The organism is Curtobacterium sp. MCLR17_051 (assembly GCF_003234395.1).
In the GTDB taxonomy this organism is placed as follows: Bacteria; Actinomycetota; Actinomycetes; order Actinomycetales; family Microbacteriaceae; genus Curtobacterium; species Curtobacterium flaccumfaciens.
The window spans coordinates 136,644-156,141 of the sequence record NZ_QKTA01000005.1 but is presented as its reverse complement, the minus strand read 5'-3'; the positions used below and the strand labels follow the sequence as shown (position 1 = coordinate 156,141).

Annotated in this window: 19 protein-coding genes; 14 read left to right on the top strand and 5 right to left on the bottom strand. The window is 70.0% G+C overall.

Going from position 1 to position 19,498, the window contains the following annotated elements:
* Positions 1-111: 111 nt before the first annotated feature.
* Positions 112-1,212 carry a DUF1266 domain-containing protein gene (locus tag DEJ06_RS06870; protein ID WP_111038836.1) on the bottom strand — a complete coding sequence of 367 codons (1,101 nt, stop codon included), beginning with the start codon at positions 1,210-1,212 and terminating at the stop codon, positions 112-114.
* 23 nt (positions 1,213-1,235) lie between these two features.
* Complete coding sequence (locus DEJ06_RS06865; protein WP_111029583.1) at positions 1,236-2,498, bottom strand: DNA recombination protein RmuC; 1,263 nt, start codon at positions 2,496-2,498, stop codon at positions 1,236-1,238.
* 190 nt (positions 2,499-2,688) lie between these two features.
* Here DEJ06_RS06865 and iolC point away from each other — a divergent pair, with 190 nt between their 5' ends.
* From iolC to DEJ06_RS06810, 11 genes are all read left to right on the top strand, one after another.
* Positions 2,689-3,729 (top strand): 5-dehydro-2-deoxygluconokinase, encoded by a 1,041-nt coding sequence (iolC, locus tag DEJ06_RS06860; RefSeq protein ID WP_111038835.1) that lies wholly within the window; start codon positions 2,689-2,691, stop codon positions 3,727-3,729.
* Positions 3,722-4,711: a class I fructose-bisphosphate aldolase gene (locus tag DEJ06_RS06855; protein ID WP_035807563.1), complete on the top strand. Its 990-nt coding sequence runs from the start codon at positions 3,722-3,724 to the stop codon at positions 4,709-4,711. Before iolC ends, DEJ06_RS06855 begins: the two co-directional genes overlap by 8 nt.
* Complete coding sequence (locus tag DEJ06_RS06850; protein WP_111038834.1) at positions 4,708-6,219, top strand: CoA-acylating methylmalonate-semialdehyde dehydrogenase; 1,512 nt, start codon at positions 4,708-4,710, stop codon at positions 6,217-6,219. The genes DEJ06_RS06855 and DEJ06_RS06850 overlap by 4 nt, the downstream gene beginning before the upstream one ends.
* A gap of 8 nt (positions 6,220-6,227) precedes the next feature.
* Entirely contained in the window at positions 6,228-7,151 is a 924-nt protein-coding gene (gene iolB, locus DEJ06_RS06845; RefSeq protein WP_111038833.1) for a 5-deoxy-glucuronate isomerase, read from the top strand.
* A gap of 17 nt (positions 7,152-7,168) precedes the next feature.
* Positions 7,169-9,058, top strand: coding sequence for a 3D-(3,5/4)-trihydroxycyclohexane-1,2-dione acylhydrolase (decyclizing) (gene iolD, locus DEJ06_RS06840; protein ID WP_111038854.1), 1,890 nt, complete (start codon positions 7,169-7,171; stop codon positions 9,056-9,058).
* A 33-nt stretch (positions 9,059-9,091) separates the two neighbouring features.
* Entirely contained in the window at positions 9,092-10,045 is a 954-nt protein-coding gene (locus DEJ06_RS06835; protein ID WP_111038832.1) for a sugar phosphate isomerase/epimerase, read from the top strand.
* Positions 10,046-10,089: 44 nt separating this feature from the next.
* Positions 10,090-11,163: a Gfo/Idh/MocA family protein gene (locus DEJ06_RS06830; RefSeq protein WP_017887102.1), complete on the top strand. Its 1,074-nt coding sequence runs from the start codon at positions 10,090-10,092 to the stop codon at positions 11,161-11,163.
* Between the two features lie 3 nt (positions 11,164-11,166).
* The gene (locus DEJ06_RS06825) at positions 11,167-12,036 is read left to right on the top strand and encodes a sugar phosphate isomerase/epimerase family protein (RefSeq protein WP_110864413.1); all 870 of its coding nucleotides are present in this window, start codon (positions 11,167-11,169) and stop codon (positions 12,034-12,036) included.
* Positions 12,033-13,145: a transaldolase family protein gene (locus DEJ06_RS06820; protein ID WP_111038831.1), complete on the top strand. Its 1,113-nt coding sequence runs from the start codon at positions 12,033-12,035 to the stop codon at positions 13,143-13,145. Before DEJ06_RS06825 ends, DEJ06_RS06820 begins: the two co-directional genes overlap by 4 nt.
* A gap of 218 nt (positions 13,146-13,363) precedes the next feature.
* Positions 13,364-14,557, top strand: coding sequence for a Gfo/Idh/MocA family protein (locus DEJ06_RS06815; RefSeq protein WP_111038830.1), 1,194 nt, complete (start codon positions 13,364-13,366; stop codon positions 14,555-14,557).
* Positions 14,558-14,618: 61 nt separating this feature from the next.
* Positions 14,619-15,026 (top strand): tautomerase family protein, encoded by a 408-nt coding sequence (locus DEJ06_RS06810; protein WP_111038829.1) that lies wholly within the window; start codon positions 14,619-14,621, stop codon positions 15,024-15,026.
* A gap of 143 nt (positions 15,027-15,169) precedes the next feature.
* Here DEJ06_RS06810 and DEJ06_RS06805 read toward each other — a convergent pair whose 3' ends face one another.
* Both DEJ06_RS06805 and DEJ06_RS06800 read right to left on the bottom strand, forming a co-directional pair.
* Positions 15,170-15,928 (bottom strand): GntR family transcriptional regulator, encoded by a 759-nt coding sequence (locus DEJ06_RS06805; RefSeq protein ID WP_027464530.1) that lies wholly within the window; start codon positions 15,926-15,928, stop codon positions 15,170-15,172.
* A gap of 105 nt (positions 15,929-16,033) precedes the next feature.
* A complete protein-coding gene (locus DEJ06_RS06800) occupies positions 16,034-16,699 on the bottom strand; it encodes an exonuclease domain-containing protein (protein ID WP_181435780.1) in 666 nt (221 codons plus the stop codon).
* Positions 16,700-16,743: 44 nt separating this feature from the next.
* Between DEJ06_RS06800 and DEJ06_RS06795 the strand changes: the two genes are divergently transcribed.
* Genes DEJ06_RS06795 through DEJ06_RS06785 form a run of 3 tightly spaced genes read left to right on the top strand, consistent with a single transcriptional unit; the run spans position 16,744 to position 18,873 of the window.
* On the top strand, positions 16,744-17,313 hold the full coding sequence (locus tag DEJ06_RS06795) for a hypothetical protein (protein WP_111038828.1): 570 nt from the start codon (positions 16,744-16,746) through the stop codon (positions 17,311-17,313).
* Between the two features lie 59 nt (positions 17,314-17,372).
* Positions 17,373-18,446: a redox-regulated ATPase YchF gene (ychF, locus tag DEJ06_RS06790; RefSeq protein ID WP_111033284.1), complete on the top strand. Its 1,074-nt coding sequence runs from the start codon at positions 17,373-17,375 to the stop codon at positions 18,444-18,446.
* Between the two features lie 37 nt (positions 18,447-18,483).
* On the top strand, positions 18,484-18,873 hold the full coding sequence (locus DEJ06_RS06785) for a DUF2510 domain-containing protein (RefSeq protein WP_111038827.1): 390 nt from the start codon (positions 18,484-18,486) through the stop codon (positions 18,871-18,873).
* 164 nt (positions 18,874-19,037) lie between these two features.
* Here DEJ06_RS06785 and DEJ06_RS06780 read toward each other — a convergent pair whose 3' ends face one another.
* Positions 19,038-19,325: a hypothetical protein gene (locus tag DEJ06_RS06780; RefSeq protein ID WP_111038826.1), complete on the bottom strand. Its 288-nt coding sequence runs from the start codon at positions 19,323-19,325 to the stop codon at positions 19,038-19,040.
* Between the last annotated feature and the right edge of the window lie 173 nt (positions 19,326-19,498).

Below are 19,498 nucleotides of genomic sequence, written 5' to 3'. Positions count from 1 at the left end.
GGCCTTCTCGTCGCGAAAGAACCCGTGTGCGCCCGCAACGCCGAGGCGGTCCGCGCGCTCCCCGGGTACTCCGACGCATGAGCCGTCGCCCCGACGGTGATCCTGTCGTGGTCAGGAGACCGACGCGTCGTCCTCGTCCGCCCACAGCGGGTCGCTGACGGTCCGGGGCAGCAGCACCCCCGGCGACGCCGGCCACGGCAGCCGCGTGATCGGCCAGTTCGAGGCGACGAGCTCACGCCGCCCAGCATCGAACTCCTGCACCGTCTTGAGCTCGTCGTAGACCAGGGCGTACGCGGCCCGCAGGTTGTCGAAGTAGTCGTCCCACGAGTCGAACAGGGTGAAGGCGACATCGGAGACCAGGTCGATCGACGACCAGGCATCGTCCTCGCTCAGGAGCCCGGCGGCGTACGCACCTCTGACGGCGGTGACCGCGTTCTTGACGTCCATCGACCAGAGCAGCTTCGGCGGGCGGTCCGCTCGGCGTTCGAGCAGGCTCGACCCTGCCCACGGGTCGGTGCCGAGCAGTGAGGACAGTCGGGTGAGCCGGGTCTCACCCTCGGCGGATCGGCTCAACGCGAGGAACTGCCACGACACGCTCTTCGGGCCGAGCAGGTCGACGGCGAAGGCCTGTGCGTCCCGCCCGCTGGCGATCTTGTAGGTTTCGTCGAGTTCGCGGCGCAGGAACGTCAGCGGGGGCAGGGGGATGGTCACGAAGGGCGACGGCGTGGTGTCCTGCAGGTACTCGCCGCCGAGCTCCACCCGCGAACCGTACGGGGCGAGCGACGCCGGCCACCATCCGTCGTGGAAGTCGCCGAACGAGGCGAGGGCCAGCTGCTGCAGTCGGCGGACGGGCAGCTCGCGGGCGCCGGTGCGCTCCCGGTACCGCCGCTGTTCCCGCACCGGCAGCCCGATGTCACGGAGCGAGGTGATGAAGGTCAGCACGAACCACACGACGACGGCGATCAGGAAGCAGCGCCACACCGCCTGGATGCCGTACCCGAAGTGCGCCCGGACGTCGTACGGACCGGCTGTGGCGGCGACGAGGGCGACGAAGAACGCCACGATCGCGATCGCCATGGTGATCCACGCTGCGGCGCGGTCCCGTCGTCGCCCGGTCTGCTTCCGCGCCTTGGCGACCATCGCCCGGTGTCGCCAGCGTGGACGGACCGGGAACTCGCGGTCGCCGGGATGGTTCTGCAGTGCTTCCCCCATGACGATCGATCGTAGCGAGCGGCTCAGTCCTCGTCGACGGCGCCGACGAGCTCCGGCGCCGTGAGCAGCCGAGGCTCGTCCTCGATCGACGACGGGTCGGCGATGACCTTCGACTCGTCGAGCAGCGACAGCCGACGGGCACTCGGCAGGACCTGGCGTTCGAGGGACCCGACGAACCGGTTGTAGTCGACGACGGAGCCCCGGATCGAGCGGCCGAGCTTGTCGACGTGCCCGGCCATCGTGGACAGCCGGCCGTAGAGCTCGCGGGAGACCTTGAAGAGCTCGTGCGCCTCTTGCGAGACGACGTCCTGCTGCCACGAGAACGCCACGGTCTTGAGCACGGACCACAGGGTCACGGGTGAAGCGAGCGCGATTCGCTTGCGGAAGGCGTGATCGAGCAGGCCGGGGTCGGCGGCGAGGGCGCTCGAGATGAGCGACTCGGACGGGATGAAGGCGACGGTGAGCTCGGGGGAGGCGTCGTAGCCGGTCCAGTACTCCCGTGCGGCGAGGGCGTCGACGTGCGCTCGGAGCGCCTTGACGTGCTGGGCGATGAGCTGGTCGCGTCGAGCTGCCTCGGCACCGGTGGCGGTCGCCGGGATCTCGGCGGCCTGCAGGTAGGCGCTGAACGGCACCTTGGCGTCGACGGCGATGGTCTTGCCGCCGGGCAGGTGCACGACCATGTCCGGGCGGGCGGAGCCGACGGCGGTGGTGACGGAGGACTGCACGTCGAAGTCGACGCGTTCGAGCAGCCCTGCGGCCTCGACCACGTTGCGCAGCTGCGTCTCGCCCCAGACGCCGCGCGTGCTGTTCGACGACAGGGCGCTGGCCAGGGTGTCGGCGGTGGCGCGCAGGCGCTCTTCCGACTCGGCGGCCGACCGGAGCTGCGCCGACAGTGCGCCGTACTGCTCGCTCCGCGACTGCTCGAGCTCGGCGATCTTCGTGCGCATCACGTCGAGCGTCTGCGCCACGGGGCTGAGCGCGGAGAGCACCTTGGACTCGTTCTGGTTCCGTGCCGCGTCGACGCCGTGCATGCGCTGCACCAGGTGCTCGAGCTCGGCGGAGCGCCGTTCGAGCGAGTCGACCTGGCGACGGTACTGCGTGTCCTGGGCGTCGAGGCGTTCCTCGGCGTCGCGTCGGGCCGCCTCGAGCTGGCCGCGGAGCGCCTCGGCCGTCGCACGAGACGACGCGGCGTCGACGCCCGCGCGCGAGCGAGCGAGCGACCAGGCGACGACCGCACCGACGGCGATGCCGATCACGAGACCGATGACCAGGGCGAGGATCTGCATGTCGCGACCCTGGCAGAACCCACCGACACCGCGCCTCCCGGCACTCCGGCGCGCCCCGCAGAACCAGCGTGACCAGCGCCACGGGACCAACGTGACGGACCGCGGAATCCATGTCATGACATTAGGGCAAACAGGGTGTACAGTCGTGATCGTCCGCCGATGAAGCCGCACGGAAGGTCCACCGCGTCGCATGACGAACCAAGCTCCCCACGCCTACGACGTGATCACGATGGGACGCGTCAGCGTCGACATCTACCCGCAGCAGACCGGCCCGCTCGAGGACGTCTCGACCTTCTCGAAGTCCGTCGGCGGCAGCGCCACGAACGTCGCCATCGCCGCTGCTCGACACGGCGCGGACGCCGCGGTCATCACCCGGACGGGCAACGACCCCTTCGGCCGGTACATCGCCCGCACGCTGCCCGAGTACGGGGTCGCGAACGCCTTCGTCGAGACTGTGGAGGGGCTGAACACCCCCGTCGCCTTCTGCGAGATCTTCCCGCCGGACGACTTCCCGCTCTACTTCTACCGGGCCCCGAAGGCGCCGGACCTGATGATCACGGCGAAGTCCCTGCCGCTGCACGAGATCGAGCGCGCGAAGATCTTCTGGACCACGGTGACCGGCCTCAGCGAGGAGCCGAGCCGACAGGCGCACCACGTCGCGTACGAAGCCCGGTCCGCCGCGCAGAACAGCACGAAGACCCACACCGTCCTGGACCTGGACTACCGGTCGATGTTCTGGTCGAGCCCCGAGGCCGCGACGCGCGAGGTCGCGATCGCTCTCGAGCACGCCACCGTCGCCGTCGGCAACCGCGAGGAGTGCGAGGTCGCGGTCGGTGAGACCGACCCGGTCCGCGCCGCCGACGCGCTGCTCGACCGCGGTGTCGAGATCGCGATCGTCAAGCAGGGGCCGAAGGGCGTGCTGGCGAAGACCCGCGACGAGTTCGTCGAGTTCCGTCCGCACCACATCGACGTCGTGAACGGGCTCGGCTCGGGCGACGGCTTCGGCGGCGCGCTGACCCACGGACTGCTGCAGGGCTGGAGCCTCGAGCGGATCCTGGCGTTCTGCAACGCCGCCGGCGCGATCGTCGCGACGCGGTTCGAGTGCTCGACGGCGATGCCGACGAGCGACGAGATCGAGCAGTTCCTGACCGACAACCCGGCCGAGGGCAGGACGCACACTGGTGCGACGCACACGGGTGAGACGCACATCGAGGAGAAGACCCATGCCTGAGCTCAGCCCCGCTGACTTCCAGCGCCTCCGCGACATCCGTGCCGGCCAGCCGGACCTGGTGCGTGCCACGCTCGACGCCCGCCGCAAGCGCTCCCTGCTCGCCGACGACGGCAAGCTCTTCATCGTCGCCGCCGACCACCCCGCACGCGGTGCGCTGGCGGTTCGCGACGACGAGTCCGCGATGGCGGACCGCTACGACCTGCTCGAGCGGCTCGTCACGGCCCTCGGCCGGCCGGGGGTCGACGGCGTGCTCGGCACCCCCGACATCCTCGAGGACCTCGCGCTGCTCGGCGCCCTCGACGGCAAGGTCGTCGTCGGGTCGATGAACCGCGGTGGACTCCGCGGCGCGACGTTCGAGATGGACGACCGGTACACGGCGTACTCGGCGCAGGCCATCAAGGACTCCGGGCTCGACTTCGCCAAGCTGCTGGTGCGCATCGCCCTGGAGGACTCGGGCACCGCGCCGACGCTCGAGGCCACGGCCCGCGCCGTCAGCGAGGCCGCGGCGCTCCAGCTGCCGATCATGCTCGAGCCGTTCATGTCCGAGTGGCGGGACGGCCGGGTCGTCAACGACCTGTCGGCCGACGCCGTGATCACCTCGATGGCGATCGCTGCGGGACTCGGCGAATCCAGCGCCTACAGCTGGCTAAAGATCCCCGTCGTCGACGACATGGAGCGCGTGATGGCCGCGACGACGCTGCCGACGCTGCTGCTCGGCGGCGACCCGGCTTCGCGCCCGCTGGAGACGTACGCCAAGTGGGCTGACGCCCTGGCCCTGCCCGGCGTCCGCGGCCTGGTCGTCGGCCGCACCCTGCTCTACCCCTCGGACGGCGACGTCGCCGCCGCCGTGGACGTGGCCGCCGGTCTCGTCCACAGCCAGGAGGCCCGGGGCGGGTTCTCCACAGATGCCCACGACCCAGCCGCTCGGCTCGCGGGCGCCACCACCATGGACTCGTCCATCTCGGAAGGAAGCAACGCATGACGCTCACCGACACGACCACCACCACCGTCGGGCACTGGATCGACGGCAGGCGCGTCGAATCCGCGTCGGGCAACACCGCCCCCGTGTACGACCCGGCGCTCGGCGTCGCGACCAAGCAGGTCGCGCTGGCCGACGAGTCCGAGATCCAGGCGGCCATCGGCAGCGCCAAGGCGGCGTTCCCCGGCTGGAGCAACCTGTCACTGGCCAAGCGCCAGGCGATCCTGTTCTCGTTCCGCGAGATCCTGAACCGCGACAAGGCCGAGCTGGCCGAGATCATCACGAGCGAGCACGGCAAGGTCATCGACGACGCCATGGGCGAGATCGCCCGTGGGCAAGAGGTCGTGGAGCTCGCCACCAACATCCCGAGCCTGATGAAGGGCGAGTTCTCCGACCAGGTCTCGACCGGCATCGACGTCTACTCGATCCGCCAGCCCCTCGGCGTCGTGGGCATCATCAGCCCCTTCAACTTCCCGGCGATGGTGCCGCTCTGGTTCCTGCCGATCGCGATCGCCGCGGGCAACACCGTCGTGCTGAAGCCGAGCGAGAAGGACCCGTCGGCGGCCATCTGGCTCGCCGAGAAGTTCAAGGAGGCCGGGCTGCCAGACGGCGTCTTCAACGTCCTCAACGGCGACAAGCTGTCCGTCGACGGCCTGCTCACCAGCGACGACGTCGAGTCGATCTCGTTCGTCGGCTCCACGCCCATCGCGCAGTACGTCTACGAGACCGGTACCAAGCACGGCAAGCGCGTGCAGGCCCTCGGCGGCGCGAAGAACCACATGCTCGTCCTGCCGGACGCCGACCTCGACCTGGTCGCCGACAACGCGATCAACGCCGGCTTCGGTTCGGCCGGTGAACGCTGCATGGCGATCTCGGTCGTCGTCGCCGTCGAGCCGGTGGCCGACGAGCTCATCCAGAAGATCAAGGACCGCGCGGCGACCCTGCGCATCGGCGACGGTCGTCGCGGGTGCGACATGGGCCCGCTCGTCACGAAGCAGCACCGTGACAAGGTCGCCTCGTACATCGAGGTCGCAGAGCAGGACGGTGCGGTGGTTGTGGTGGACGGCCGCACCGTCCGACCCGACGGCGACGAGAACGGCTTCTGGCTGGGCCCGACGCTGATCGACCAGGTGCCCACCACCAGCCGCGTCTACACCGAGGAGATCTTCGGTCCGGTGCTGAGCGTCGTGCGCGTCGCCACCTACGAAGAGGGCCTCGAGCTCATCAACTCCGGCGCGTACGGCAACGGCACCGCCATCTTCACGAACGGCGGTGGCGCCGCCCGACGGTTCCAGCGTGACGTGCAGGTCGGCATGATCGGCATCAACGTCCCGATCCCGGTGCCCGTCGCCTACTACTCGTTCGGCGGCTGGAAGAACTCGCTGTTCGGTGACCACAAGGCGTACGGCGCCGACGGCGTGAGCTTCTTCACCCGTCAGAAGGCGATCACGAGCCGCTGGCTCGACCCGTCGCACGGCGGCATCAACCTCGGCTTCCCGTCGAACAACTGACCCGCAGCATGGCGAACGAACAGCACCAGCACGACCAGTGGTTCATCCCGGCGGGCTCCCGGCCCGAGGCGGGCTGGACCGACGTGGTCGACGGTCGCATCGAGGGGTGGGCGCACACCGGGCTCCGGACCGGCGCGCTGACCGACGGGGGCGAGCTGCGCCTCCCGGCCGACGCCGTGGAGCGCATCGTCGTGCCGCTCGCCGGGTCGTTCCACGTGACCCACTCGGGCGCTGCCGGTGACGGCGAGCAGACCCTGCAGGGTCGGGGGAGCGTCTTCGACGGTCCCACCGACGTCCTGTACCTGGGTTCCGGCTCCGCGGCAACCATCACCGGCAGCGGGCGGTTCGCCGTCGCGGAAGCCCCCACCGACACCGTGAAGCCGACCACCTACGTGGCCCGGCCGGACGTACCCGTGGAACTCCGCGGCGCCGGGCAGTCGAGCCGTCAGGTGCACAACTTCGGCACCCCGGCCGCGCTCGACGCCGTCAAGTTCATCGTGTGCGAAGTCATCACGCCGGCCGGCAACTGGTCGTCGTACCCGCCGCACAAGCACGACACGAACGTGCCCGGTTCTGAGTCGAACCTCGAGGAGATCTACTACTACGAGGCGGCGGTGTCCCGCGGGCTCGAGTCGATCGCCCCCGAGGCCGCCGACCCGTTCGCCCTGCACCGCACGTACGCCTCGGACGACCGCGCCATCGACGAGTTCCGGCAGGTCCGGACCGGCGACGTCGCCCTGGTGCCGTACGGCTGGCACGGTCCGGCGGTCGCCGCTCCGGGTTACGACATGTACTACCTGAACGTGATGGCCGGGCCCGACCCGGAGCGCGTCTGGAACATCACCGACGACCCGGCCCACGGGTGGGTCCGGCAGGCGTGGGCATCGGAATCGATCGACCCACGACTGCCCTACGAAAGGAAGCAGGCGTGACCACCACCACGCGGAAGATGACGGTCGGCCAGGCACTCGTCGAGTTCCTGGCCAACCAGTGGACCGTCGACGGCGACGTCCGCGAACGCACCATCCCGGGGATCTTCGGCATCTTCGGGCACGGCAACGTCGCCGGGGTCGGTCAGGCCATCAAGCAGCTCCACGTCGAGCAGCCCGGGTTGCTGCCGTACCACCAGGCCCGCAACGAGCAGGCGATGGTGCACGAGGCCGTCGGCTTCGCCCGCATGCACCGCCGCCGCGCGACCTACGCATCCACTGCGTCGGTGGGCCCGGGTGCCGCCAACATGCTGACCGCCGCGGCGCTCGCCACCACGAACCGGCTGCCGGCACTGCTGCTGCCGTCGGACACCTTCGCCACGCGCACCACGGACCCGGTGCTCCAGCAGATCGAGCTGCCGCACGACACGTCGTTGCAGGTCACCGACGCCTTCCGTCCGCTGTCGCGCTACTTCGACCGGGTGGAGCGTCCGGAGCAGCTGTTCTCGATCGCCCTCGCCGCGATGCGGGTGCTGACCGACCCGGCCGAGACCGGTGCGGTGACGATCGCCCTGCCCGAGGACGTCCAGGCCGAGGAGTTCGACGTGCCCGTCGCGTTCCTGCAGCCGCGCGAGTGGCACATCCGCCGTCCGTTGCCCGAGCGCGGCCCGCTCGAGCGTGCCGTGGCCGCGATCCGTGCGGGCCGACGTCCGGTCATCGTGGCCGGCGGCGGGGTGCTGTACTCCGACGCCGCCGACGAGCTCCGCGCCTTCGTCGAGGCCACCGGCATCCCGGTCGGCACGTCGCAGGCTGGCGGCGGATCCCTGGTCTGGGACCACCCGCAGTACCTCGGCGGCATCGGGGCGACCGGCACCGCGGCCGCCAACGCGATCGCCGCCCAGGCCGACGTCGTCATCGGGATCGGCACCCGCTACAGCGACTTCACCACGGCGTCGCGCACGGCGTTCCAGAACCCGGACGTCACGTTCGTCAACGTCAACGTGGCCGCGTTCGACGCCTACAAGCACGGTTCGCAGCTGCCGCTGATCGCGGACGCCCGGGAGGCCCTGGTCGCCCTGACCGAGTCGCTCACCTCGGACACGGCGTACGTCGTCGAGCCCGGCTACGCGTCCGAGATCGCCTCGCTGACGGCGGCGTGGGACGCCGCCGTCGACGGCGCGTTCGCGCCGTCCGGCGCGGACCTGCCCGGTCAGCCCGAGATCATCGGCGCCGTGCAGTCGGTCTCCGACCCGCGCGACGTCGTGATCCAGGCCGCGGGCTCGCTGCCCGGCGACCTGCACAAGCTCTGGCGGGTGCGCGACGAGCTCGGGTACCACGTCGAGTACGCGTTCTCGTGCATGGGCTACGAGATCGCCGGCGGCATCGGGGTCCGACGCGGGGCTCCGGACCGCGACGCGATCGTGATGGTCGGTGACGGCAGCTACCTGATGCTGCACACCGAGCTCGTCACCGCCGTGGCCGAGGGCATCAAGATCATCGTCGTGCTCATCCAGAACCACGGGTACGCATCGATCGGGCACCTGTCCGAGACCGTCGGCTCCGAGCGCTTCGGCACGAAGTACCGGTACCTCGACGAGACCGAGTCGTTCGAGAACGGCGAGCCCCTGCCCGTCGACCTCGCCGCCAACGCTCGCTCGTACGGCGTCGACGTCATCGAGGTGCAGCCCGGCCCGGACAGCATCGAAGACCTGAAGGCCGCGCTGCGTCAGGCGAAGGCGAACGACCACACCACCCTGGTGCACATCAACTCCGACCCGCTGGTCTACGCCCCCGAGGGCGACGGCTGGTGGGACGTGCCGGTCGCGCAGACCTCCACCCTCCCCAGCACCCAGGCCGCCCGCGCCGAGTACGAGCAGCAGGTCGCCACGCAGCGTCCGCTGCTCGGCTGAACCGTTCACGAGACAGAAAGCGACAGCGACGTCATGACCGACACCGCCACCCCCATCGGCAGCCCCGCCACCGACGCGGCGCCCGCCTCGATCCGCATCGGCACCGCCCCGGACTCGTGGGGCGTCTGGTTCCCGGACGACCCGAAGCAGGTGCCGTGGCAGCGCTTCCTCGACGAGGCGTCCGCCGCCGGGTACGAGTGGATCGAGCTCGGCCCGTACGGGTACCTGCCGACCGACCCGTCGCAGCTGTCCGACGAGCTTGAGTCCCGCGGGCTCAAGCTGTCGGCGGGCACGGTCTTCACCGGGTTCCACAAGGGCGAGGACCAGTTCCAGCGCGCGTGGGACCAGGCCGTCGCGGTCGCCGGTCTGGCAGCGAAGCTCGGCGCCGAGCACCTGGTGACGATCCCCGACCTGTGGCGCTCGGACGCCACCGAAGAGGTGCTCGAGGCGCGCACGCTCACCGACGAGCAGTGGGAGCGGCTCGGCACGGGCCACGACCAGCTCGGCAAGGCGCTGCTCGAGGAGTACGGCGTCCACCAGCAGTTCCACACCCACGCGGACAGCCACGTGGGCACCTACAAGGAGACCGTGCGGTTCCTCGAGGTCACGAACCCCGAGTACACGAACCTCTGCCTCGACACCGGCCACTTCGCCTACTACGGCGGCGACAACCTCAAGCTCATCGCCGCCCACCCGGAGCGCATCGGCTACCTGCACCTCAAGCAGGTCGACACCGACCTGCTGTTCGACGTGCTCAAGAACGACGTGCCGTTCGCCACCGCTGTGTCGCAGGGCATCATGACCGAGCCGCCGCACGGCACCCCGGAGCTCGCCCCGATCATCGAGGCCGTCGCCGCGATCAACCCGGACATCTTCGGCATCGTCGAGCAGGACATGTACGGCTGCTCCGTCGACGCCCCCGGCCCGATGGCCGAGCGCACCTTCCAGCACATCTTCGGCTCGACCTCGGCCGCCCGCGCCTCCTGACGCGCCGTCCACGCAGCGTCAACAACCCCCAGGAGAACACCACCATGACCACCACGCAGAACCTCCGCGTCGCCGTCGTCGGCGCCGGCATGATGGGCGCCGACCACGTCCGCCGCATCACCGCCAAGATCTCGAACGCCGACGTCGTCGCCGTCGTCGAGCCCGACCAGGCCCGTGCCGCCGCGGCAGCCGCCCTGGCACCCGGCGCGATCACCGCCGCGTCCTTCGACGAGGCGCTCGAGCAGACCGAGATCGACGCCGTCATCATCGCGACGCCCGGTTTCCTGCACGAGCCGATCCTGGTGACCGCGCTCGAGCGCGGGCTCACCGTCCTGTGCGAGAAGCCGCTGACGACCAGCGCCGAGGACTCGCTGCGCATCGTCGAGCTCGAGCAGCAGCACGCCGCCCGACCGGTCATCCAGGTCGGCTTCATGCGCCGGTTCGACGCCGGGTACCAGGAGCTCAAGGCCCTGCGCGAGTCGGGGGCGAACGGCGCCCTGCTCGCCCTGCACCACGCGCATCGCAACCCGACGACGCCGCCGAACTTCAGCGAGTCGATGCTCATCCACGACTCGGTGATCCACGAGATCGACATCATCCCGTTCCTCACCGGTGAAGCGATCACGAGCGTCGAGGTGAAGAAGCCGCGCAAGAACTCCCTCGCGCCGGCCGACCTGCCCGAGCCGCAGTTCGTCCTGTTCACCACCGAGTCCGGCACGATGGCGATCGTCGAGATCAACGTCAACGCCCAGTTCGGCTACCAGGTCACCACCGACGCCGTGTTCGAGTCCGGTGTCGCGTACATCGGCCGCGACACGTCGCTCTCGCTCGTCGCAGCCGGAGCGACCTCGCAGGGCGTCACGCCGTCCTTCAAGGAGCGCTTCGGTGCCGCCTACGACGAAGAGGTCCAGCGCTGGGTCGACGCGGCCCGGACCGGCGGCATCGACGGGCCGAGTGCCTGGGACGGCTACACCGCCTCCGTCGTCGCCGAGGTCGCGGTCCGGGCCCAGCAGTCCGGCGCGCACGAAGTGGTCGAGTACGCGGTCACCAAGCCGGCGTTCTACGACGAGACGAGCGACGCGACGAGCGACGCGACCGCCGCGCTCGCCGGGGCCTGATCGATGCCGAAGATCGCGCTCGACCCGACCCCGTTCCACCACGACCTGTCGTTGCTCGAGTTCCCGCGCAAGGTCGCGGAGCTCGGCTACGAGTACCTGCAGCTCACCCCGCACAAGGACTTCATCCCCTTCTACCGGCACCCCAAGGCCGACGACGATCTGGTCGACGCGTTCGCCGCGGCCTGCCGTGACGCCGGGGTCCAGGTGGCGAGCGTGCTGCCGGTGCTGCGCTGGTCGGGCCCGGACGAGGACGCCCGACAGGCTGCGGTGCGGAAGTGGAAGCGGGTCATCGAGATCACGAAGCGCCTCGGCGTGGACACCATCAACACGGAGTTCTCCGGCCGCCCCGAGCGTGCCGAGGAGTCCGAGGACCAGTTCTACCGGTCGATGGAGGAACTGCTGCCGATCATCGAGGACGCCGGCATCCGTGTGCTCATCGATCCCCACCCCGATGACTTCGTCGAGGACGGGCTCGAGGCGCTCCGGGTGATCCGCGGCCTGAACTCGAAGCACGTCGGCTTCGTGTACGTCGCCTGCCACACGTTCCACTACGGCGGCAACATGGACGAGATCATCGACGCCGCCGGTGACTCGCTGCAGCTGGTCCACGTCGCCGACGCGTACGACCACCGTCGCTCGCACGGCCTGCGCTACATCACGAACCCGCCCGGCAACCCGGTCCGCGTGCACCAGCACCTGCCGGTCGGCCAGGCGGACGTCGACTTCGACGCCTTCTGGGCGGCACTCGACCGGGTCGGTTTCTCGGCGCGCGAGGACACCGTCGCGGTCTCGAGCGTCTTCGCCGAGGACGAGAACGCCGACGCCGTGTCGCGGTTCCAGCTCGACACGATCACGAAGGGACTCCACCGATGACCACCACCCTCGAGACGCAGACGTCCACCGACGCCGACTCCCGTCCCGTCACCCTGCAGGCCGCGGAGCAGACCCTCACCGCCCTGTGGAACGACTCCGCCGACCCGCGCGAACTGTCGACCGCCATCCACGAGTACGGTGCCGTCGGTGCGACCTGCAACCCGGTGATCGCGTACACCTGCATCCAGCAGGACCCGGAGACCTGGGTCCCGCGCATCCGCGAGATCGCCGAGGAGCACCCGACGGCGGGGGAGTCCTGGATCGGCTGGAAGGCCGTCGAGGAGCTCTCCATCGCCGCCGCGGCGCAGCTGCTGCCCGCGTTCGAGGCGTCCGGCGGCCGGAACGGTCGACTGTCCATGCAGACCGACCCCCGGTTCCACCGCGATTCCGACGCGCTCGTCGAGCAGGCCGTCCGGTTCTCGCAGCTCGCGCCGAACATCATCGTGAAGATCCCCGCCACCAAGGTCGGCATCGCCGCGATCGAGGAAGCCGCCTACCGCGGGGTCTCGATCAACGCCACGGTGTCCTTCACCGTGCCGCAGGTCGTCGCCGTGGGCGAGGCCATCGAGCGCGCCCTCGACCGCCGTGCTGCCGAGGGCCTGCCGGAGCAGGAGTTCGGCCACGTCGTCACCCTGATGGCCGGCCGCTTCGACGACTGGCTGAAGACCGTCGTCAAGCGCGACCACGTGATGGTGGACCCGGGCATCCTCGAGTGGGCCGGTGTCGCCGCGGTGAAGAACGCCTACCGGGTCTTCCAGGAGCGTGGGTTCCGGTCGCGCGTGCTGGTCGCCGCGTTCCGCAACGCACTGCAGTGGTCGGAGTTCCAGGGCGGGGACCTGGTGGTCTCGCCGCCGTTCCAGTGGACGAAAGACATCAACGACAACGCGTTCCCGTTCCGTCCGCACGCCATCGACGACGAGGTCCCCGTTCACGTCATCGAGGCGCTCCGGGCCGCGACGCCGGAGTTCGCCCGCGGTTACGACGTGGACGGCATGACGGTCGACGAGTTCGACCGCTTCGGTGCGACCGTGACGACGCTCCGGCAGTTCCTGGACGCCGACGCGAAGCTCGACGCCCTGGTCCGCGACATCATCGTCCCCGCGATCTGAAACGCGGTCTGAGACGCGATCTGATGCGTGGTGCGATCCGCAGTCGGAACCACGGGTCGCGCCCCGCGCGCTGACGCACCAGCCTGGAGGCCCGGTGCCGGTCCCCGAGACCGGCACCGGGCCTCCAGGCGGTTGCGTCATGTGCTGACAAAGTCCGCCGCATCGGCTACGCTCGTTGTCGCGCTCCAATGCGCGTCACCTGAACGAAGGAGTTCTCCATGGACAGCATCGGCGTCGGGCTGATCTCGGTCGGCTGGATGGGGCGGTTGCACTCGCGTGCCTACCGAGCGTTGCCGGACCACTTCCCGGAGCTCGGCGTCCAGCCGTGGCTCGTCGTCGCGGCCGACCCGATCGAGGCGGCACGCGACCAGGCGGTGACGCGGCTCGGGTACGAGCGGGCCGTCGCCGACTACCACGAGGTCCTCGCCGACCCGGCGGTCGACGTCGTGTCGATCTGTTCGCCGAACTTCCTGCACCGCGAGATGGCCGTCGCCGCGGCCGAGGCGGGCAAGCCGTTCTGGATCGAGAAGCCCATGGGCCGGTACGCCAGCGACTCGCGCTCCATCCACCAGGCGGTGCAGCGGGCCGGCGTCATCACGAGCGTCGGCTTCAACTACCGGCACGCCCCGGCGATCGAGCGCGCCCGCGAACTCGTCCGCAGCGGGCGGCTCGGACGCATCACGAACGTGCGCGGATCGTTGCTCGCCGACTACTCGTCCGACCCTGCTGCACCGCTGACCTGGCGCTTCGAGCGTGAGCGTGCCGGATCGGGTGTGCTCGGCGACCTGCTGTCGCACGGACTCGACCTGGCGCAGTACGTGGTCGGCCGGATCGCCTCGGTCAGTGCGCTCGCCGAGACGTTCATCGAGTCGCGTCCCCGCCCGGGTGCCGGCATCGTCGACCGCAGCGCCGCGGCGACCGGCGAGCTCGGTGCCGTCGAGAACGAGGACTACGCCGCCCTGCTGTTCCGGTTCGAGGACGGTGCGGTCGGCACGATGGACTCGAGTCGGGTCATGCGCGGGCCGCACGCCGAGTACACGCTCGAGATCTACGGCACCCGCGGTTCGGTCCGGTGGGACTTCCAACGCCTCAACGAGCTCGAGGCGTACCTGGACGGGCAAGAGGTCGACGGGTACGCGACGCACTACGTCGCACCCGGGGACGGCGACTTCGGTCGCTTCCAGCCCGGCGCCGGGACCGCGATGGGCTACGACGACCTGAAGACGATCGAGGCGGCGCAGTTCATCGCGAGCGTGCAGCGCGGGGAGCAGCTCGCACCCTCGGTCGCCGACGGGCTGGCTGCGGCGTCGATCGTCGAGGCGGCGGAGGCCTCGCTGGTCGACGGCGCGTGGCACGACGTCGCTCGTGTCGACGGGCCGCTGACGTACGGGGCACCGACGCCGAGGTTCTAGACACGTAGCCGCGTCCGCTTGTTAGTATGTAAGGACAAAGTCCGAGCAACCAGGAGGCACCATGCCGCTCGTCCGTATCGACCTCGCCACCGGCCGCACGCCGGAGGCCGTCCGTGGCATCGCCGACGCCATCCACCAGGCCATCGTCGACGTGTACGGGATCCCGGTGCGTGACCGGTTCCAGGTGATCACCGAGCACCCGGCGCAGCAGATCATCGCCGAGGACGCCGGCCTGGGGTTCGAGCGCACCGAGGGCGTCATCGTCATCCAGGTGTTCACGCAGCGCGGGCGGACCGACGAGGCGAAGGCTGCGCTGTACCGGGCGATCCACGACGCCCTCGCGGCGGTCGGTGTCGCGTCCGAGGACGTCTTCATCGGCTACGTGGAGAACGGGCCGCAGGACTGGTCGTTCGGCTTCGGGCGTGCCCAGTACGTCACCGGTGAGCTCGGGGTGCCCGCGCTCGGTTGAGGTGGTGCGGGTGCGGGGTGGTCACGACACCCCGCTCAGTTCCGCCGAGTGGTCACGAATTGTCGGTTGCCGGGTGTCCGGGCGACAGTTCGTGACCACTCGGCGCATCACCGACAGCGTGTCGTGACCCCTCGCCGAGCGACCTACTTGTCGACGAGCGTGACCTCGAACGAGTACCGGTCGGGGCGGTAGCAGTGCACGCCGTACTCGACCGCACGGCCCGAGGCGTCGTACGCGGTGCGGCTCATCGTGAGCACCGGGTCGCCGTCCTCGATCTCGAGCAGGCCGGCCTCTTCGTCGGTGACCGCGCGGGCCCCGATCCGCTGCTTGGCCACCCGCATCGTGACACCTCGGCCGCGCAGCAGCTGGTACAGCCCGTACGCCTGCAGGTCCTCGTCGGTCAGGTCGAGGAACTCCGGCGGCAGGTAGTTCTCGAGGATCGCCATCGGGACGTCCTCGGCGAACCGCACCCGCCGGATGTGCGCGACGGTCGTGCCGGGCTCGATGCTCAGTGCCGCGGCGACCTCGTCGGACGCGGGGACGTCGTTGCGTTGCAGGAGCTTCGTCGCCGGAGCCTGCGAACCCTGCGCCAGGTCGTCGTACAGGCTCGTCAGCTCCACCTTGCGGGTCACCGGCCCGTGCACGACCTGGGTCCCGATGCCGCGGCGGCGCACCAGCAGGCCTTTGTCGACAAGGTCCTGGATCGCGCGACGGATCGTCGGCCGCGACAGGCCGAGACGCTCACCGAGGGCGATCTCGTTCTCGAGTCGGGCCCCTGGGGGCATCGCGCCGGAGCGGATCGACTCCTCGATGCGCGAGGCGACCTGGAAGTAGAGGGGCATGGGACCCGACCGGTCCAGGTCCATGAACAGGTCGGACGGCAGCTGGCCTTCGTTGGTCATCGCGGTCCTTCACACGTGCGGAGATGCCGGCGTCGGTGCCGACGGCATTGTCGTGACAATACCACCGGGGATGTGGCACCCCGGCCGCGCGCAGCGGGCGTTGCGTCAGTCGGCGAACACCATCGGCCGGTTCGACAGCCGCGGCTGGTTCGCGGCCTTCGGCTTCTCGGCACGCGCACGGACCGGGGCGATCGTCACCCGGGTCACCGCCCCGAGCGCCTCGACCGTCTCGACCCCGTGGTGCCCGGCTGCGTGCACGACGATCGCGGCGCAGGCCTCGGCGTCGGCGGCGGCGTCGTGGTGCTGGAAGCCCTCGAACCCGGCGGCCATCGCGGCGACCGGCAGACGGTACGAGTCGAGCGTGTAGGTCTTGCGGGCGACCGCCAGGGAGCACAGCGAGTGGTGCTCGGCCAGGTCGATGCCCGTTGCGGAGCAGCCACCGGCGATGACACCCATGTCGAAGCGGGCGTTGTGCGCCACCAGGACGTCACCCTCGGCGAAGGCCACCAGGTCGGGGTACTGCTGCTCCCACGTCTTGGCGTGCGTGACGTCTTCGGCGACGATGCCGTGGATCCGCGTGTTCCACTCCAGGAAGGCGTCGTGCCCGAACGGCGGGCGGATGAACCACGACGCCCGATCGACGACCCGGCCGGCGCGGACCTTCACGAGCCCGACGGAGCAGGCGCTCGCGGGCGAGCTGTTGGCGGTCTCGAAGTCGATCGCGGTGAAGTTCAACGGCACGGTCCCGATCGTCGCACGGGGTTCCGACATCGCCCTCCGTTCCCCTCGGCGTTGCGTGTGGCTACTCTCGGCGCATGGGGAACGAGGCCGACCGCCGTCCGCTCGTCCTGGTGCTCGCCGGCGCCGGCTACGGGCAACAGGCGCCGCTGCTCTGGTGGACGAACGAGATCGCTCTCGCGTCGGGGTGCGAGGTCGTCGCGCCACGATGGCAGGTCGACGACGCTGCCGGTGCCGATCCGGTCGGGTTCGTCGAGACCGCTGTCGCCGCCGCCCTGGGGGACCGGCTGCCCGACCTGGTCGTCGCGAAGTCGTTCGGCTGCTTCGCCCTGCCGTGGGCGATCCGCCACGAGGTGCCCGGGGTCTGGCTGACGCCGGTCCTCACCCACGACGACGTCGCGGCAGCGCTCGCCGCTGCCACCGACGTGCACGACGCGATCGGGGGTGGAGACGACACCATGTGGCGGCCCGAGCGGGTCTCGGGGACTGCTGCGCGCCTCCAGACCGTCGACCATGCCGACCACTCGCTGCAAGTGCCGGGGGACTGGCGGCGATCGCAGCGGCTGCAGGCCGACGTCATCGACGTCGTCGAGCGCCGCATCACGGCTCTGCGGCCTCCGATGGGCGGGTCGCGTCTGCTGATCTGACGGACGGACTGGAGGCCCGGGTCGGCTCCGACAGGCCGCCGCCGGTAGGCTCTTCTTCCGTGGCTCTCACCATCGGAATCGTCGGTCTCCCGAACGTCGGCAAGTCGACCCTGTTCAACGCCCTGACCAAGAACCAGGTCCTCGCCGCGAACTATCCGTTCGCGACGATCGAGCCGAACGTCGGGGTGGTGAACCTGCCCGACTCGCGGCTCGACCAGCTCGCCGAGCTCTTCCACTCGGAGAAGACCGTGCCGGCGCCGGTGTCGTTCGTCGACATCGCGGGCATCGTCAAGGGCGCGAGCGAGGGTGAAGGTCTGGGCAACAAGTTCCTCGCCAACATCCGCGAAGCCGACGCCATCGCGCAGGTCGTCCGCGGCTTCACCGACGACGACGTCGTGCACGTGGCGAACAAGGTCTCCCCGAAGGACGACCTCGAGGTCATCAACACCGAGCTGATCCTCGCCGACATGGAGACCATCGACAAGGCGCTCCCGCGGTACGAGAAGATGCTCAAGCTCAAGCAGGCCGAGCCGGCCGTGCTCGAGACCGCTCGCGAGGCCCGTGCCGCGCTCGAGCAGGGAACCCTGCTGTCCGCGACCAAGATCGACCTGTCGCCGATCGCCGAGCTCGGCCTGCTCAGCGCGAAGCCCTTCATCTTCGTGTTCAACGTGGACGAGGCGATCCTGACCGATGAGTCCCGCAAGGCCGAACTGGCCGCGCTCGTCGCCCCGGCGCAGGCCGTGTTCCTCGACGCCCAGGTCGAGTCGGAGCTCATCGACCTCGACCCTGCCGACGCCGCCGAGCTGCTCGAGTCGACCGGGCAGACCGAGTCGGGCCTCGACCAGCTCGCCCGGATCGGCTTCGACACCCTCGGGTTGCAGACCTACCTGACGGCCGGTCCGAAGGAAGCCCGTGCGTGGACGATCGGCAAGGGGTGGAAGGCTCCCCAGGCTGCCGGCGTCATCCACACCGACTTCGAGAAGGGCTTCATCAAGGCCGAGGTCATCTCGTTCGACGACCTGGTCGAGACCGGCTCGATCGCCGAGGCCCGCGCTGCCGGCAAGGCCCGCATCGAGGGCAAGGACTACGTCATGCAGGACGGCGACGTGGTGGAGTTCCGCTTCAACAACTGACCTGCCGGCGTGGTTCGTCGTGCGCCAGGATGAGCGCATGACGAATGCACAGGCAGGGTGGTACGACGACGGCTCCGGCACCATGCGGTGGTGGGACGGTTCCGCGTGGACGGAGCAGGTGCAGCAGCAGGCGCCCGCGGCGTCGGGTGTCGGTGGAGTGATCGGCCGGATCCAGGCGGAAGCCGCTTCGGGTGGTCAGCCGCGTCCGGCACAGAACGGCATGAGCTACGTCGTGCTGCAGGTGGTGCTCAAGGAGAAGTTCTTCGGGACCGGTTCGGGCAACCTCACCGAGCTCGAGAAGGTGATCAACGCCCAGGCTGCGCTCGGGTACCGGCTGCACACGATCACGACGGCTTCCTCGGGGAGCACGGGCTTCGGCGGCGGAGACCGGGTGCAGGCCACGATGGTCTTCGAGCGCCTGAACTGAGTCGCTGCCACGAACGGTGCGAGGTTCCGTGAACGGTGCGACGACCGCCGCCTCGCACGATTCACGGAACCTCGCACGAAGCCCGCAGTGACCCACGCTGCCCCGGGAACGACGAAGCGCCGCCGAGCGGACTCGGCGGCGCTTCGTGGTGGTGCTGGTCGGACCTAGGCCGCGAGGGCCATTTCGCCCGCCTGCACGGACTGTGCCTGCAGCAGGGTGCGGCTGGCCTCGCCCGCCCAGGAACGGCCCGGGACGGTCCAGCCGGCCTCGCCGACGGCGTCGAGCCGGGTGCCCCGGGTGACGAAGGTCCCCAGGTCGTCGGCTGCGATGCGGACGAGGTACTCGCGCTGCGAGCGGTCGTCGCGCACCGGGAACTCGGCGACGCGGTCGGGGGTGATCGTCGGGGCCGCGAGTGCGGTCCCGAACACGGTGATTCGTTCGTTGCTGGTCATGGTGCTGTACTTCCTGGTCATTCGGCGCCAGGGCGACTCGGTGTCGGCGGACGTCTCAGTCCAGCGCGACGCATCGAGTGCGGGGCGCGCACGTCGAGTTTCAACGTGCAGCTCGTCCGTTCGGATCGAGCGGTGTCTCGAGTGGAATGCGACTCGGGTGAGTCGGTGTCGAG

Bases quoted from the DNA above. Each gene is read 5' to 3' on its own strand.
- DEJ06_RS06850 (WP_111038834.1), top strand. From the start codon at position 4,708: ATGACGCTCACCGACACGACCACCACCACCGTCGGGCACTGGATCGAC.
- DEJ06_RS06815 (WP_111038830.1), top strand. From the start codon at position 13,364: ATGGACAGCATCGGCGTCGGGCTGATCTCGGTCGGCTGGATGGGGCGG.
- DEJ06_RS06830 (WP_017887102.1), top strand. From the start codon at position 10,090: ATGACCACCACGCAGAACCTCCGCGTCGCCGTCGTCGGCGCCGGCATG.
- DEJ06_RS06825 (WP_110864413.1), top strand. From the start codon at position 11,167: ATGCCGAAGATCGCGCTCGACCCGACCCCGTTCCACCACGACCTGTCG.
- DEJ06_RS06820 (WP_111038831.1), top strand. From the start codon at position 12,033: ATGACCACCACCCTCGAGACGCAGACGTCCACCGACGCCGACTCCCGT.
- DEJ06_RS06855 (WP_035807563.1), top strand. From the start codon at position 3,722: ATGCCTGAGCTCAGCCCCGCTGACTTCCAGCGCCTCCGCGACATCCGT.
- DEJ06_RS06785 (WP_111038827.1), top strand. From the start codon at position 18,484: ATGACGAATGCACAGGCAGGGTGGTACGACGACGGCTCCGGCACCATG.
- DEJ06_RS06835 (WP_111038832.1), top strand. From the start codon at position 9,092: ATGACCGACACCGCCACCCCCATCGGCAGCCCCGCCACCGACGCGGCG.
- DEJ06_RS06805 (WP_027464530.1), bottom strand. From the start codon at position 15,928: ATGACCAACGAAGGCCAGCTGCCGTCCGACCTGTTCATGGACCTGGAC.
- DEJ06_RS06865 (WP_111029583.1), bottom strand. From the start codon at position 2,498: ATGCAGATCCTCGCCCTGGTCATCGGTCTCGTGATCGGCATCGCCGTC.
- iolB (WP_111038833.1), top strand. From the start codon at position 6,228: ATGGCGAACGAACAGCACCAGCACGACCAGTGGTTCATCCCGGCGGGC.
- DEJ06_RS06780 (WP_111038826.1), bottom strand. From the start codon at position 19,325: ATGACCAGCAACGAACGAATCACCGTGTTCGGGACCGCACTCGCGGCC.
- iolC (WP_111038835.1), top strand. From the start codon at position 2,689: ATGACGAACCAAGCTCCCCACGCCTACGACGTGATCACGATGGGACGC.
- DEJ06_RS06870 (WP_111038836.1), bottom strand. From the start codon at position 1,212: ATGGGGGAAGCACTGCAGAACCATCCCGGCGACCGCGAGTTCCCGGTC.
- DEJ06_RS06810 (WP_111038829.1), top strand. From the start codon at position 14,619: ATGCCGCTCGTCCGTATCGACCTCGCCACCGGCCGCACGCCGGAGGCC.
- DEJ06_RS06795 (WP_111038828.1), top strand. From the start codon at position 16,744: ATGGGGAACGAGGCCGACCGCCGTCCGCTCGTCCTGGTGCTCGCCGGC.
- DEJ06_RS06800 (WP_181435780.1), bottom strand. From the start codon at position 16,699: ATGTCGGAACCCCGTGCGACGATCGGGACCGTGCCGTTGAACTTCACC.
- iolD (WP_111038854.1), top strand. From the start codon at position 7,169: ATGACGGTCGGCCAGGCACTCGTCGAGTTCCTGGCCAACCAGTGGACC.